This is a genomic window from Anaerococcus sp. Marseille-P9784 (genome assembly GCF_902500265.1).
Lineage (GTDB): Bacteria > Bacillota > Clostridia > Tissierellales > Peptoniphilaceae > Anaerococcus.
In genome coordinates, this window is sequence record NZ_CABVOZ010000001.1 from 31,976 (window position 1) to 48,008 (window position 16,033).

The following is a 16,033-nucleotide window of genomic DNA, read 5'->3' on the forward strand; positions in this document are numbered from 1 at the left end:
TTTTACTAAAGTCCTTATTTTATTGTGAATTTTATGTTCTATTCATATTTGATAAGAAAAAAAAAGCCACTTTTATAGTGACTTTTGCTTAAAAATTTGATAATAATTATTTATTTGATTTTTTATGTCTTTGGCAAATACATCTGATCCTGCAACAATTATATCTGCTCCAGCATCAATAACTTTATTTACATTTGTAGTTTTGATGCCACCATCAACTTCAATTTTTACATCTAAATTATTGTCATCAATGTATTTTCTAAAAAATTTAATTTTTTCTAAAGAATCTTCCATAAAACTTTGACCGCCAAAACCAGGCTCAACGCTCATTATCAGAATTAAATCGATTTTGTCCATATAATCAAGCATGGATTCTTTATCTGTTTTTGGCTTAAAGGTTAAGCCTGCTTTCATTCCAGATTTATTTATAAGATCTAAAGTTTCTCCCAAATTTTTACAAGCTTCATAGTGAACTGTTAATCTATCGGCTCCTGCCTTTTTGAATTCTTCAATATATCTTATAGGTTCTTCTATCATCAAATGCGTATCCAAAAAATAATTGCAATTTTTTCTTAGATCGTTTATAACTTTAAAACCAAATGAGATATTTGGAACAAATATTCCATCCATCACATCAACGTGCAAGATTTTTAAATCCGTCCCATAAGTATCTTCTATATCTGATTTTAAATCGTAGAAATTACAAGATAATATTGAAGGTGCCAATTCTACCATCTATTTTCTCTCCTTTTTTTTATATCGTTATATAACAAAATATAATTCTTATAACGACTTTCTGAAATTTTTCCATTTTCAAGTTCTTCTTTGACTTTGCAGGATGGTTCATTTATGTGGTTGCAATTGTTGAATTTGCAAGACTTATTTCTCATTTCTACAAAGAAATTTTTCAAATCATTTTCATCTGTAATAAAGTCAAAATCAAAGCTATCAAATCCTGGCGTGTCAAAGATAAAAGTCTTATCATCTATTGCAAAAATTTCCGTATGCCTAGTTGTATTTTTGCCTCTTTTAGATTTTTCTGAAATTTCTCCAATTTCTATGTCTTTTCCCATAAGGTTTGAAAGAAAAGTACTCTTACCCACACCGGAAGATCCAGTTACTGCTGAAGTTTTGTTTTTGAGAATGGTATTAATTTTCTCTTTTGGTAAATCATTATAATTATCAATAGCTAAGACTTTATAACCAATATTTTCATAAGTTTTTGCTAAATTTTGAGCTTTATTTTCTTTATCTAGGTCTATTTTTGAAATTATAATAACCACTTCTATATTTTTATATTCGCACATGGCAAGATATTTATCCAAATTGTACAAATTTAGGGGTGGATTATTTATCGTGACAAAAAGTAAAATTTGGTCGATATTAGAAATATTTGGTCTTTTTATTTCGTTTTTCCTTGGAAGAATTTCTGTTATATAGGCATTTTCTTCATTTTGCATTTCAAATATAACTTCATCGCCGACCAAAGGTTTTATGCCCTTGACCCTAAAATTCCCACGAGCTTTTGCTAAATATGTCTTATCATCTTTTTTTACAAAATATATTTCCTTTTGTGATTTTGTTATTTTCCCTCTCATTGATTTACACTATAAACCCCATAAGATTGTCCATCAACTACAACTTCAAGACTTGCTCCAAGATTTGCTTTTAGATTTAAGCTTAAAACACCTCCGTTATTTTCAACATCAGCTCTTGTCATAGTTTGATTTATAAGGCTTTCTGATCTTTGGCCATTTACAATATCATAAACCACAACGCTAAATTCATCTTTTGGATCTGTAATCGTTACTTTTAGCTCAACATTTCTTAGCCTATTATTCTCATCTGTTTGTATTTTTTCAGATCCTAAACTAATATTTATATCTATCTGCGAATCTTTAGCAACTTGAGTCCCACTTGCTATTGATTGGTTCATAACAAGTCCTTTTTGGGTGCTTTCACTATTGTAATAATTTACATTTCTAAGTTTAAGTCCTGCTTCTTGAATCATTGCTCTTGCACTTGACTCACTTTGTCCCAAAAGATTTGGAACTTCAATTGTTTCTACTCTTTTATCTAAACCTGAGCTTACAACAACATCAACTTCCGTTCCTGATTGAATGCTTTTATTGGATCTTGGATCTTGGCTAATTATTAAATCTCTTTCTACGCTATCGCTTTTTTGGCTAGTGGATCTGCCAAGTTTAAGACCTGCTTCTTTTAAGACTTCTTCAGCTTGAGATATCGTCATATTTCTTAGATCTGGGACTTCTACTTCTCTGCCACCACTTATGACTAGATTTACTTGGCTACCTCTTTCTACTTTGGTATTTGGATTAGGATCTTGGCTCATAACTTTGCCAATTTCGTATTCGTCACTTTCTTCTGTCATTGATATATTTGCTCTAAGGCCTTTTCTTGCCAATTCATCAAAGGCTTGGGATTTATCAAGATTTAATACAGTTGGAACTTCAACCATATTTTTGTTGGTTCTATTTCTCAAAAAATAAACTGCACCAAGTAAAATTAAAGCCAAAATAAAGAGTGGCCATATTTTAAAATTGGATTCCTTTACTTTTTTTGTTTTTTTATTATCTGATTTTGAGACATAGACTACTTCTTTTTCTTCGTCATCTTCTTCTTGATTTTCGTACGGGTTGCTAATAGTAGATTCACTTGGAACAACTATTGGTATTTTTGCCGTTTCATTAAAATCTTCATATTCGTCAACATAGTTTTCGTCATTTAAGGCATCAATCAAGTCTTTGGCATTTAGAAATCTCTCTTGAGGCTCTTTGTTTAAGAGCTTCATTATTATTGAGTTTAATTTGTTAGATAAATTTGGATTTAAGTCCTTAGGTGGTGTAGGCTTATCTTGGATGTGTTTTAAAGCTATACCTACAGAATTATCTGCTTCAAATGGAACATGGCCAGTTGCCATTTCATACATTACAGCTCCCAAGGAATATAAATCGCTTTTTTCATCTACAATATTTCCCTTGGCTTGTTCAGGAGATATGTAATGTACAGTTCCTAAGATAGAGCTTGTATAAGTAATTGTCGCATTTGAAGAAACTCTAGCTATTCCAAAATCCGTTACTTTTAATAGGCCATATTTATCTATTAAAATATTATGTGGCTTGATATCTCTATGAATTATTCCAGCTTGATGGGCTGTTTTTAGAGCCTGGGCGATTTGAGTTGAATAATCTGTTATTTCCTCATTTGAAAGTTTGCCTTTTTCTACTATAAAATCTTTTAATGTTTGACCATCTACATATTCCATAACTATGTAATAAATTCTTTGGCCCTTGTATAAATCTTCTCCAATATCAAATACATTTACTATATTTACATGAGATAATTTGGCTGCTGATTGAGCTTCTATATTAAATTTTTTCAAAAATTCATCATCTTCTGCATATTGATCTTTGAGGATTTTGATGGCTACAAATCTATCTAAAAGTCTATCTTTGGCCTTATAAACTTTTGCCATTCCTCCAACGCCAATTTGCTCAATAATTTCATATCTTTGATCTAAAATTACATTTTCCATATTTCCCTCTTATATCCTAATGGTGGTTACAGTTACATTGTCACGTCCACCATTACTTATTGCAGCTTCCACTAAATATTTTGAAATATCATAGACATCATCATATTCTTTGATTATCTTTTTTATCTCATCTGCACTTAGTTCGTTGGTCAAACCATCTGTTACTAAAAATACAAGGTCATCTTTATGATAATCCATTGACTTATTATCAGCTCTTACATCCAAAGATACTCCAACTGCCCTTGTAACAGCTGCTTTATTTGAAAAATTTTCTGCCTCTTCTTCATTTAAAACTCCACTATTTAATAGTTCATTTACCAAAGAATGGTCGTTTGTAAGTTGTTGTAAATTATCATCTCTAAAAAGATAAATCCTAGAATCTCCTATGTGGGAAATGTGGATTTTATTTTCTATGTAATCAATGCAAAGACATACAACAGTTGTTCCCATTTTTTCTTGTTTTTCTTTAGAAACTTTAACAACTTCATTATTGGCAAAAATAATTGCTTCTTCTTGAAGATCACTTACACTAGAATAATCTTTAATATTTGCATTTTTTATAAAATTTGTAAAACTTTCAACGGTCAAAGAACTTGCAAGTTCTCCATCGCTGTGACCACCCATTCCATCAGCAACTATGAAAAAATCATAATTATCGATGGAGACATTCCCATATGAATCTTCATTTATTTCTCTAACTTTTCCGATATTGGAAATTGTGCTAAATTTCATAATCACCTCGCATAATTATTTCTTAGCTGACCACAGCTAGCATTTATATCTTCGCCCATTGAATATCTTATAGTCGCATTTATGCCATTTTTTGTAAGTTTATCCCTAAATTCGTTTATTATTTTCTTCTTTGTTTTCCCATGGTCAAATTCTTTTATTGGATTGAGGGGTATGAGATTAATATGGGCGTTTTTGCCCTTTAGAAGTTTTGTAAGACTATCTAAATCTTCATCAGTGTTATTAACTCCATCAATTACAACATACTCATAAGAAACTCTTCTTTTTGTTTTATCCAAATAATAATCACAAGCTTTGATTAGCTCTTTGATGGAATATTTTTTTGCTATTGGCATAAATTTTTGTCTTTTCGAATCAATCGCATAGTGCAAGCTTACTGCCAAATTCACATCCAAATTGCTATTTGCAAGCTCATAAATTTTATCGCAAAGACCAGATGTAGAAAGAGTTATAGATCTATGAGATAAATTTCTACCTTTTTCATCTGTAATGATTTCAAGAAATCTCTTAATGTTTGAAAAGTTATCAAGAGGTTCGCCAATGCCCATTATAACTATATTATTTATATTTCCATTTAATCTTTCTAGTTCATAAACTTCTTCTATAAGCTCTGAGGCTGTCATATTTCTTTGAAGACCATTTTTTGTAGAAGCGCAAAATTTACAAGCCATCCTACATCCAACTTGAGAAGAAATACAAATAGTTTTTCTGTCATTATATTGCATAAAAACAGCTTCTATAATATTTTTATCATCTAGCTCTAGCAAATACTTTTTTGTTTGATCTATTTTAGATTCAAAAACTTCAAGCTTTCTAACTCTATCTATGGAGTAATTCTCACTTAGTTTATTTCTCAAATCATTTGGCAAATCAGTCATCAAATTAAAATCATTTACTTTATTAACATGGATTTGCCTAAAAACTTGCTTGGCTCTAAATTTTGGATAACCATTTTCTACAAAGATTTGCTCTAATTCTTCAATTTTTTTATCGTTTAAAGTTTCTTTCATACTATATCTTCTTAAATTTACTTATAAAAAATCCATCTGTATGGTCAATAAAATTCGTAAATTCCAAATATTTCTTGCCATCAATTGGGACAACTTCTAAGTTTTCTTTATTTTTTAGATAATTAAAATTTTCGATATTTTCAATATTTCCTATGGTACAAGTTGAATAAAGAATATATCCGCCCCTTTTTAAGTACAAGATAGAATTTTCTAAAATTTGCCTTTGCAAAAGCGAAAGATTTTTTATATCTTCTATAGTTCTATTATAACGTATTTCCGGTTTTCTTCCTATAACCCCAAGACCTGAGCATGGTGCATCTACAAGTATATAATCAAATTTTTCTTTTAATTTTTCTTGATAAATACTTGCGTCAAAACTTGTTAATTCAATATTTTTTAGCGATAATCTATCAATATTTTCTTTGATTAGACTAAGTTTATCAGCCAATAAATCATTTGCCAAAATTTTACTCTTATTATTTACATATTCTCCAATATAGGAAGTTTTTGTCCCCGGAGCTGCGCAAATATCTAAAATATTCGTATTTTCTTTTGGATCTAAAACTTCAATAGCCTTCATTGAAGCTTCTTGTTGGATGGTAAATAATCCTTCCTTAAATTCTTCGCTATTTGCTAAGCCAGAAGGATTTAAAATTATCAGTGCATTTTTTGAAATATTACTTTCTTTTACTATAAAAGATTTAGCTTCCAAGAACTTTTTTAGGTCGGAAACATTTGTTTTTAAATTATTTACTCTAATGCTTATCAATTGCTCTGAATTTACATATCTTAGGAAATTTTTAGTATATTCTAGTCCATAATTTTCAAAAATATAATTTGTTATTTCTTCTGGCATTGAATATCTTATGGATAGTGATTTTAGATCATCACTTTCTTTGATTTTTGCAATTTCTTTTTCATCTCTTATAAAATTTCTAAGAATTGCATTTACAAAGCCAGCAGATCTAGGATTTATTTCTTTAGTCAATTCTACAAGCTCATTAACGATGGCATAATCCTTAGTGTTTAAAAAATGTATGTCATAAAAGCCTATTTCAAGAATTATCAAAATTTTCTTGTGGATTTTTTTAAGTCTTACACTTGAAAGTTTCCTAATCATATAGTCTAAATATATTTTATTTTCTAAAACACCGTAGACAATTTTCGTTAGAAAACTTAAATTGTTGGCATAATTTGCGTATTTATTAATTTGATCATTGGATTTTTTATTAGAATTTAGAACTTCATCTAAAATATTAAGACTTAATTTATAATCGTTTTTCAAAGATAAATTCCTTTTTTAAAGTCGTTGCCCAAGAAAAATACACTAGTTTCCATTGGCTTTTTGCCTGGAAATTGCAATTTATTTATTCTTATTGCACAATCTCCTGTTCCTATGATAATATTATTTTTTCTATCTGCTTGATAAACATAGCCTGGATTTGCCTTATAAGAATCTAATATTTCTGCTTCTAAGACTTTTACATTTATCCCGTCATATTCAAAAAATGCCGTTGGATAATCAATCAAGGCTCTTATTTGATTATAAATTTCAAAACTTGTTTTAGTCCAATCAATTTTTCCCATTTCTTTGCTAATTTTTGTTGTATATGTTGCAAGACTATCATCTTGTTTGGTCCTATTTTCATAGATATTATCAAAATCTAACAAAGTTTTTAAAATCGCCTTTGATCCAAGATCGGACATTTTTTCTTCAAGTTGGTAGTAATTAAAATCACTAGGAATTTCGACTGCATCTTGAATTAATATATCTCCAGAATCCATTCCTTTTTCTATAAGCATAGTTGTAGGAGCTGTTTTAGTATCTCCATTTAATAGGGTAAATTGCATTGGGCTTGCCCCCCTATATTTTGGAAGTAGGGATGGATGTAAATTAATTATCCTATCTTTAAATTTTTCTAAGAGCAAATCTCCTATGATTTGTCCAAAGGCAACCACGACTATAAAATCGATTTCAAGTTTTTCTAAATATTCCACAAATTCTTTAGTATTTACAGAATCAGGATTTGAAACCTCTATATTATTTTCTAGAGCGTACTTTTTTACTGCTGTTGGTGTTAGTTTATTTCTAGATCTTTTTTTATCTTTTGATGTCACTACCAACTTTAGATTTATATTTTCATTATTATAAAGAACATCCAAAGTCTGCACAGCAAACTTTGGATTGCCCATAAAACATATATTAAGCATTTATAACTTCGCTTTTAACCTCTTCTATAGATTTATCTCTAAATAAAATACCATCTAAATGGTCGATTTCATGAGAAAGGATAACTGCTGGGAATCCATGAGCATCCCAAATTTTCTCTTGACCATTTTCATCTAGATATTTTACTTTTACATGTTCAGCTCTTTTTACTGTTGCATTAAAATTAGGAATAGAAAGACAACCTTCAATTCCTATTTGTTCTCCATCTGCTTCGATAATTTCAGGATTAACCAACTTTACAAGGCCTGTTTGGTCATCATGGGGATCAACAACAATAATTCTCTTTAATATTCCTACTTGAGGGGCTGCAAGACCAACGCCTTCAGCTTTGTACATAGTTTCTGCCATATCATCAAGTAATATTTTTATTCTATCTGTAATCTTAGGAACTTTCTTAGATACTTTTCTTAGTATCGGATCTCCTTCGACTCTAATATTTCTTATTGCCATATACTCTCCTTATTAATATTTTACTTTTTATCAAAGATGTTTCAATTTTTGTCAAAGTCAAGCGAATAAATCTTACTAACGCCTTGATCATCTATGGTTATGCCATGGATTTTTTCTGCCAATTGCATAGTTGTTTGCCTATGAGTTATCATTATAAACTGGGAATTTTTGGCAAGCATTTTTAGATACTCAATATATCTTTTAATATTTGTTTCATCAAGAGCAGCATCAATTTCATCTAAAATTGCAAATGGTGCTGGATTCGTCTCAAAAATTGCAAAAAGCAAAGCTACTGCTGTAAGGGATTTTTCCCCTCCAGATAAAAGTGAAATTGTCTTTAAAGATTTTGACGGAGGTCTTGCAATTATGTCTATTCCCGCATTTAGAGAATCGTCGCTATCAAGTTTTAGGCTTGCATTTCCTCCCATAAACAAAATCTTAAATATCTTCTGAAAGTTTTCATTTATTATTTTGAAATTTTTGACGAATTCATCTTTCATTTCACTTTCAAGAGATTTTATCATCTCTTCAATATTAGCTTTTGACTTTTTCAAATCGCTAACTTGCCTATCGACAAAATCAAAATCCTCCTTTGATTTCTTATAATTTTCCAGTGAATCCGCAGTAAAATACCCAATCTTATTAATTTCTTTTTGAAGATTTATTAAGTCGGTCTTATTTACCTTAATAGTTTCTTCATCTTTGTATTTTTCTTCTAATTTATCTATATTACTAGTTAAAAACGGTTCAATTTCATCTAACAAATTTTCGTAATCTTTGCTATAAGTTTCTAATTTATAGTCGTTTTTTACCTTGTCCAAATTAATTTGTGAAAGCTCATCCTCGTTTATTTTAAGTTCATCTAGTAGATCTTTGTTATTTTTTTTGGCTTTTTCATAAACTAATTTTTTCTCAGATAAATTTGCATTTAATTTTTCTAAATCGATTTTAGAACTTTCTAAACTACTTGCAATTTTTTCATTTTCAAAATGGATATCTTCTATTAATTTTTTATTTTCTTCTCTTATCTTTTCTTCTATTTTTAGACTATTATTAATATTGTTAATATCATCTTTTATTTTGCCGATGGTATTATTTAGCATATTAATATCTCTATTAGCTATTTCCAAGTCATTTTTTTCTTTGATAAGATTTTTATCCAGGTCAGTTTTTTCTTGACTTAAATTTTCCAAAGAATTATTTATTTCTAGTAAATTTTTATTATACTCATCTTTTTCTTGGTATAATAAGTTGATTTCGTCTTGATTAATTTGAGAACTTTTTTCTTCTAATTTATCAGTTAATTCATTTTTTTGTCCTAGGATATTTTCTACTTTGTAGTTTAAATTGGAAATATCATTGGTAAATTTACTTATTTCTTCTTTGTTTTTATAAAATTTGCTTTTGATTTTTTCTAGAGAATCTTCATTTTCTAACTTTTTATCTTTGATTATTTTTAGTTTACTTTCAATAGCAATTCTTTCTCTTTTTAGACTTACTACTTCATCTTTGCTATCTTCTAACTTTTTATTTCTATTAATAATTGAATTTTGATTTTTTTTATTTTTATTTGAACCAGAGGCCATTGAACCCCAGGCATTTATAATATCCAAATCAAGTGTGATAATCCTATAGCCCTTAATTTTTTTTGATAGGCTTGTCGCATCATCGATATTTTTTACAACTACCGTTGATCCCAAAAAATGATTTATTATATTTGATAATCTATTCTCATAATCTACCAGTTCATAGGCCATGGCTATTACTTCTTTGTGATTTGGTTTTTCTTTTTTGCTAGCAAATATAGAATCTATGGGCAAAAAAGTTACCTGACCTAAATGATTTTGGTTGATAAATTTAATTAAATCACGAGTTTCATCTTTTGTTCTACTAACTACATTTTGTAGGGCATTGCCCAAAAGTTTATCTAGTATATCTTCATAGCCACTTTTTATGGTGATAAGATTTGCAAGTGTATCTTCATAAAGATTATTAAGATTATTGGCCTTAGTTTTATTTAAAAATTCGCTAACTGAATAAAAATATCCCTCATTTCTATCTATAAGATTTTTATTAAATTTATAATTATTTATAGCAATTTTTAGATCGATTTCGTTTTTGCTTAGATCATTTTCGCAATCTTTGACATCTTCATCATTTGTTTTAAGGTCTTGGTCTAATTTGAAAATTTTTTGGCTTAATGATTCATTAATATTTACAAGGTCTATTTTTTTCTTATTTAAATCGTCAATTTCTCTATTTGTTTCTTCTAAAATCTCATTTAATTTTGCAAGTTTTAAAAGATTTTCTTCTTTTTCCTTACTAAATTTCTCATCTAAAATTTCTTTAGTCTTGATATTGATTTCATAATCATAAATTTTTGGATTAATTAAATCAAGTTTATCATTAATATCTTTTGATTTTACTTTTAAAGATTCTATATTCTTATTTATTTTTATTAATTGATCTTCGTTTTCTTTGATATTTTTAGATAAAATTTCTCTGTAAGAATTTTTCTCAGATAAATTTTCTTTTTCTTTTTCTAGCTGAGCTTCTAAGTTTGAAAGTTTATTAGTATTTTGATCATTACTTTGGCTTAGTCTATCAAAATCTTTTTGTGTATAGGAAAGCTTTTGCTTATTTAAATCTAGTTTATTTTTATTTTTTTCTATTTCTCTTTCTTTGATTTTTATAGAATTTTCTAATTCTTCTATGGTTTTTTTGCTCTTTTCGTTTGTTTGAGTAAAGGGAGCAAGTTTTTCTCTTGTTTCTTCAATAAGAGCGGTTTTCGCCAGGATTTTTTTATCAAAATCTTCTGAAAGATTTTTTGTTTTTGAAATTTGATCTTTTAATTTTATTGATTTGTTTGAAAAATAATTGTAGGATTTGAAATTTAAATCTTCGCTTAATTTAGCCCACTGATTGTAATTATCTGCCTCATTTTTCAGTTTTTCTAGATCTTTTTCCTTATAGGATCTTTCATATTCAATAAGCTCCAAATCTTCACTTACTTTTATAAGTTTCTTACTTGCCTCATCTCTTCTATATTTGTGCTTGGCAATTCCACTTGCTTCTTCAAATATAGCTCTTCTTTCCAAATTTGATGAGCTTATTATTTCATCAATCCTGCCCTGGCCAATTAGGGTGTAACCTTCTTTGCCAATTCCAGTATCTAAAAAAAGTTCCTTTACATCTTTAAGTCTAACTTTTTTGCCATTTATTTTGTATTCATTTTCTCCATCCCTATAAATTCTCCTGCCTATTACCACTTTGTCATAAGCTATATCTAAAACTTTGTCGGAATTTGAAAATGTAAGATTGACTTCTGCTAAGTTTAGAGGATTTTTGTTCTCACTTCCTTGAAAAATCACATCATTCATCTTGCCGCCACGAAGTGATTTGGCAGATTGTTCGCCCAAAACCCACCTTATTGCATCAGAAATGTTTGATTTGCCAGAACCATTTGGTCCAACTATAGCAGTTATTTGATTGTCAAAAGTTATTGTTGTTTTTTCTGCAAAAGATTTGAATCCTTTTAGCTCAATTTTTTCTAATCTAATAGTAAATCACCACCATAGTTTTCTTGTACATAAGAATTTATAAAATTATCTATATCAAAATCAATTTTATTTCCTGCAAAGGATAAATACTTTTCATCATCCTTGGATTGGAATTTGATATTAATTCCATATTTTTTATAAAAATATGTTTTGTTAGCTTTTTTATTGCCTGCTATCAAAGAAATATCTTGATCTTTACAAGCTATAAGAATTTCATCTGAGATTTTATATTTTTCTATCAAAAATTCTAGATATTTTCTGTAAATATTTGCCTCGACTAATTGCCTAATGGCTGGATGAAAAGGTCCTGCTATTACATCTTTGCCGTAGTTGATGTTTTCTGTTGGTTGTAAACCAATTCTAATTATTGGAATTTTTGAATATTTGTATAAAATTGCAAGTTCACTTGCTATTTCAATACCACTATCAAGGCTAAGCGGCTGATAAATACCAGCCTTATAAAGATTAGATAGCTTGGTATCTTTTATTACAAGAGTTGGATAAATCCTTACCATATCAGGTTTTAATTTTATAGATTTGATAGCCGTATCAATTGACTTTTCAAAAGTATCTGTAAATAATCCTGGCATTATTTGATGGCCAAGAGAAAAACCATATTCTTTTATTAATTTTGATGCATAAATACTATCATCAACACTATGACCTCTGTCGTTATTATCTAAAACTTCTTGATCAAGCGATTGAATGCCAAGTTCGATAATGTCGACAGAATATTTCTTTAATAAATCAAGAATTGAATTATTTATATAATCAGGCCTAGTTGAAAGTCTGATTCTATCAATAATTCCCTTCTTCTTGTATTGGCTTGCAATTTCTAAATATCCAACCATAACTTCTTCGCTAAGTCCTGTAAATGACCCACCAAAAAAAGCAATCTCTTTTAATTTTTCCTCATCTTTAAAATATGATAAGTTTTTTTCAATTTCCAATCTAAGCTTACTTTTATCCATGGTATCTTTGTAATTGGTAATTTTGATCTGATTACAAAAGGCACAATCGTGAGGGCAACCCAAAAAAGGTATAAATATTGGGATTATATATTCTTTTTTAGACATTTTTTATGACCTCAAGTGCGTTTTTTGCGGCATCTTGTTGGGCATTTTTCTTATTTTTGCCAAGGCCTAGGGCTAAAACTTTTTTACCATCTTTTACTGCCATGGTAAAAGTTTTATCATGTTCAGGTCCCTTTTCATCTACCAATTCATAATTTAGAGCCTTTTTGCCATGAGAATTGTAATATTCTTGAAGTTTAGTCTTGTAATCATTAAAGATACTCTCATCTTCTATTACTTCTAGTGCCTCATCTTTAAATCTTTCTATTATAAATTTAAATAGAAATTCGTAGGAAGAGTCCAAGTAAATTGCTGCACAAACAGCCTCAAATGTATCAGCTTTGACGTGCTTTTTTAGTTTGCCACCTTGTTTTTTCTCACCTTTACCGAATCTTAGATATTTTGTTAGATCGTATTTTTCACAAGCTTTAGCAAAAGAATCTGTACAGACAAGTCTTGATCTAGTTTTTGTAAGCCAACCTTCTGGTTTGTTGCTGTAATGGGTAAATAAAACTTCGCTTACTATCATATCTAAAATACTATCTCCAAGAAATTCCAATCTTTCATTGCTCAAAGATTGTTTTCTTGACTCGTTGATATAAGAAGAATGAGTAAAGGCTACATCAATCAATTTTTTATCATTGAAAGTGTAGCCGATCCTTTCTTCAAATTCACTAATTTGTTTAAGTCTATCTTTTGATAATTCCATCAATTTTTGCTTTCTATTAGCTCGGCTATATCGCCTAGGGTTTCAATTTCATCAAGTTCATCTTCAGCAAATTCGATATTGTATTTTTCTTCTAATAGCATAATGAAATCTAACATATCTATTGAATCGATATCAAGATCAGATAATTTTGTATTCATTTGAACATCTGATAAATCAATATCTAAATTTTCATTTGCTAATTGTATTAATTCATCTCTAATCATTTAATTCTCCTTCAATTTTACTTATTACATCCTTGTCTATATAATCCATTAGTCCCAAAATTCCATTGGAAAAGGCTGTTTCGTTGGCGTTGCCATGAGCCTTGTATACATAGGATTTTACCCCTAATAAAGGTGCTCCACCAACTTCATCTGCACTAAATTTCTCTGTTAGATTTTTTAGGTCGTTTTTTATTAAAGCTCCGGCAATTTTGTTTTTGCTAGATTTATATAGTATATTTTTTAATTCTTTGCCAAATAATTTCAAAACACCTTCTGCAGTTTTAAGCGCAATATTTCCATCAAAACCATCTGCAAGAATAATATTGCTTTTTGATGTAAATAAATCTCTGGATTCGATATTGCCTATGAAATTTAGGTCGGATTCTTTTAATAGTCCGTAAGTTTCTTTTGTAAGCTTATTGCCTTTATGTTCTTCAAGACCAACATTTAATAGTGAAATCTTTGGATTATCAACATTCATTACATTTTCCAAGAAAACTTTGCCCATTAAGGCAAATTCATAAAGCATCTCAGCTTTGCAATCCATATTTGCTCCAGAATCCATCAACAAAGTTATCTCCTCTTTTAGTGAAGGTAAGCTTACTGCAAGACAAGCTCTTTTTATGCCCTTAATTCTTCCTCCAATAAATAGACCACCAGCTAATAATCCTCCAGTTGATCCAGCTGAAATAAGTCCGTCATAGCCTTCTTCTTTTAATTTGTTATAGGCTATGACAATTGAGGCGTCTTTTTTGCTTCTAATGGCTCTTACAGGATCTTCATTATTTGATATAAAATTATCTGTATGAATTATTTCATAATCAGAAATCCTTGAATTTATATATTCTTTAATATTTTCTTCATTTCCTACAAATACTGGAGTAAATTTCCTTTTTTCTAAAGCTTTTATGGCTCCATCAATTGTTATCTTATATCCAGCATCTGCTCCAAATGTATCAATTAGTATTTTCATAAGTCCTCTTTTAGGTACTAAAAAAGATAGTGTAAAACACTATCTTATTGTTCGTCAAATATTGCTTGGCCTTTGTATTCTCCACAGTTTGGGCAAACTCTGTGTTGAAGCTTTGGCTCATGACAATTTGGACACTCAACAAAATTTGATCTATTCAAAGTATAAGCTGAGGCTCTTCTTTTATTTTTTCTTGTTTTTGATGTTCTTCTCTTTGGTACTGCCATCCTTACACCTCCTCTTATCAGTTTTAGCAATCTTTAATATTATATATTCTATATCAAATATTGTCAAGGAATTTATTTAACTAAATTTTGTGTATCTCTTGCAATCATCAACTCTTCGTTTGTAGCAACAACCATAACTTTAACTTTTGAATCCTCGGTTGAAATTATATGTTCACCACCACGAACTTCGTTAGCTTCTTTATCAATTTTTATACCAAATTGTTCAAAGCCTTTCATCATTTCTTCTCTAAGTTCTATTGAGTTTTCTCCGATTCCACCTGTAAATACTATGGCATCGCATCTTTCAATTTCTGCCATATATCCAGCTATATATCTTTTTGCACGAGTTGTAAACATATCTAGAGCATATTGAGCTCTTTGGTTGCCATTATTAGCAGCTTCTTCTAGATCTCTAAAGTCAGAGCTTACTCCAGATACTCCAAGAACTCCAGATTTTTTGTTTAAAAGATCATTCATTTGTGAAGGAGATAAGTTTTCTTTTTCTTCGATATATGTTACAACTGTTGGATCTAAGTCCCCTGATCTTGTTCCCATTACAAGTCCTTCAAGTGGAGTAAGTCCCATTGTTGTATCAAAAGATTTTCCTTCTTTTACAGCTGTAATTGATGAACCATTTCCTAAGTGAGCTGAAATTATATTTGTTTGGCTTAAATCTTTGCCTAAAAGATCAGCTGCTCTTTTTGTTATATAATTGTGGCTTGTTCCATGGAAGCCGTATTTTCTAATTGCTTCTTGTTCATAGTATTTGTAGTCGATTCCATAAAGGAAAGTTTTTGCTGGCATAGTTTGATGGAAAGCTGTATCAAATACTGCTACATTTGGCACATTTGGAAGCAATTCTTCACAAGCTTTAAGTCCCATTAAGTTTGCAGGATTGTGAAGTGGAGCAAATTTTGCTGCTTCATTTATAGCTTCTTTAACTTCATCGTCAATTAGGGCAGATTTTGTCATTTTTTCTCCACCATGAACGAATCTATGTCCAACAGCATCGATTTCATCTAGGCTTGATAAAACACCATTTTCGCTATCTACAAGGGCATCAAATACGTGTCCTACAGCTTGAGTATGATTTTCCATTGGCTCTTCTATTATAAATTCATCGCCATTTTTCTTTTGAACAAGACGACTTCCTTCGATGCCAATTCTTTCAACAAGTCCTTTTACTAAAACTTCTTCATTTTCCATATCAAATAATTGATATTTTAGTGATGAAGATCCACAATTAATTACTAAAATTTTCATTTAAACTCCTT

At 29.6% G+C, this 16,033-nt stretch carries 15 protein-coding genes; all 15 read right to left on the bottom strand.

Translation table 11 applies throughout. The features are described from left to right. Nucleotides 1-72 precede the first annotated feature (72 nt). Nucleotides 73-735 (bottom strand): ribulose-phosphate 3-epimerase, encoded by a 663-nt coding sequence (rpe, locus tag GAN53_RS00195; protein WP_151409043.1) that lies wholly within the window; start codon nt 733-735, stop codon nt 73-75. Continuing rightward, nucleotides 729-1,598 carry a ribosome small subunit-dependent GTPase A gene (gene rsgA / locus GAN53_RS00200; RefSeq protein ID WP_151409044.1) on the bottom strand — a complete coding sequence of 290 codons (870 nt, stop codon included), beginning with the start codon at nt 1,596-1,598 and terminating at the stop codon, nt 729-731. Before rsgA ends, rpe begins: the two co-directional genes overlap by 7 nt. After that, nucleotides 1,595-3,556 carry a Stk1 family PASTA domain-containing Ser/Thr kinase gene (gene pknB / locus GAN53_RS00205; protein WP_151409045.1) on the bottom strand — a complete coding sequence of 654 codons (1,962 nt, stop codon included), beginning with the start codon at nt 3,554-3,556 and terminating at the stop codon, nt 1,595-1,597. The genes rsgA and pknB overlap by 4 nt, the downstream gene beginning before the upstream one ends. A 9-nt stretch (nt 3,557-3,565) precedes the next feature. Next, complete coding sequence (locus GAN53_RS00210) at nt 3,566-4,288, bottom strand: Stp1/IreP family PP2C-type Ser/Thr phosphatase (protein ID WP_151409046.1); 723 nt, start codon at nt 4,286-4,288, stop codon at nt 3,566-3,568. Nucleotides 4,289-4,290: 2 nt separating this feature from the next. Then, nucleotides 4,291-5,316, bottom strand: a complete 1,026-nt coding sequence (gene rlmN / locus GAN53_RS00215; protein WP_151409047.1) for a 23S rRNA (adenine(2503)-C(2))-methyltransferase RlmN — start codon at nt 5,314-5,316, stop codon at nt 4,291-4,293. Between the two features lies 1 nt (nt 5,317). After that, nucleotides 5,318-6,601: a 16S rRNA (cytosine(967)-C(5))-methyltransferase RsmB gene (gene rsmB, locus GAN53_RS00220; protein WP_151409048.1), complete on the bottom strand. Its 1,284-nt coding sequence runs from the start codon at nt 6,599-6,601 to the stop codon at nt 5,318-5,320. After that, a complete protein-coding gene (gene fmt, locus GAN53_RS00225; protein ID WP_151409049.1) occupies nt 6,598-7,527 on the bottom strand; it encodes a methionyl-tRNA formyltransferase in 930 nt (309 codons plus the stop codon). Before fmt ends, rsmB begins: the two co-directional genes overlap by 4 nt. Beyond that, nucleotides 7,520-7,996: a peptide deformylase gene (gene def, locus GAN53_RS00230; RefSeq protein ID WP_151409050.1), complete on the bottom strand. Its 477-nt coding sequence runs from the start codon at nt 7,994-7,996 to the stop codon at nt 7,520-7,522. The genes fmt and def overlap by 8 nt, the downstream gene beginning before the upstream one ends. A gap of 41 nt (nt 7,997-8,037) precedes the next feature. Next, nucleotides 8,038-11,556 carry a chromosome segregation protein SMC gene (gene smc, locus GAN53_RS00235; RefSeq protein ID WP_151409051.1) on the bottom strand — a complete coding sequence of 1,173 codons (3,519 nt, stop codon included), beginning with the start codon at nt 11,554-11,556 and terminating at the stop codon, nt 8,038-8,040. Next, nucleotides 11,547-12,632 (bottom strand): elongator complex protein 3, encoded by a 1,086-nt coding sequence (locus GAN53_RS00240; RefSeq protein WP_151409052.1) that lies wholly within the window; start codon nt 12,630-12,632, stop codon nt 11,547-11,549. Before GAN53_RS00240 ends, smc begins: the two co-directional genes overlap by 10 nt. Further along, nucleotides 12,625-13,338: a ribonuclease III gene (rnc, locus tag GAN53_RS00245; RefSeq protein WP_151409053.1), complete on the bottom strand. Its 714-nt coding sequence runs from the start codon at nt 13,336-13,338 to the stop codon at nt 12,625-12,627. The genes GAN53_RS00240 and rnc overlap by 8 nt, the downstream gene beginning before the upstream one ends. Next, on the bottom strand, nt 13,338-13,562 hold the full coding sequence (locus GAN53_RS00250; RefSeq protein ID WP_099320359.1) for an acyl carrier protein: 225 nt from the start codon (nt 13,560-13,562) through the stop codon (nt 13,338-13,340). The genes rnc and GAN53_RS00250 overlap by 1 nt, the downstream gene beginning before the upstream one ends. Beyond that, entirely contained in the window at nt 13,555-14,535 is a 981-nt protein-coding gene (gene plsX, locus GAN53_RS00255) for a phosphate acyltransferase PlsX (protein ID WP_151409054.1), read from the bottom strand. The genes GAN53_RS00250 and plsX overlap by 8 nt, the downstream gene beginning before the upstream one ends. A gap of 44 nt (nt 14,536-14,579) precedes the next feature. Beyond that, on the bottom strand, nt 14,580-14,759 hold the full coding sequence (gene rpmF / locus GAN53_RS00260; protein ID WP_099320357.1) for a 50S ribosomal protein L32: 180 nt from the start codon (nt 14,757-14,759) through the stop codon (nt 14,580-14,582). Nucleotides 14,760-14,831: 72 nt separating this feature from the next. Beyond that, nucleotides 14,832-16,022 carry an acetate/propionate family kinase gene (locus GAN53_RS00265; RefSeq protein WP_151409055.1) on the bottom strand — a complete coding sequence of 397 codons (1,191 nt, stop codon included), beginning with the start codon at nt 16,020-16,022 and terminating at the stop codon, nt 14,832-14,834. Nucleotides 16,023-16,033 lie beyond the last annotated feature (11 nt).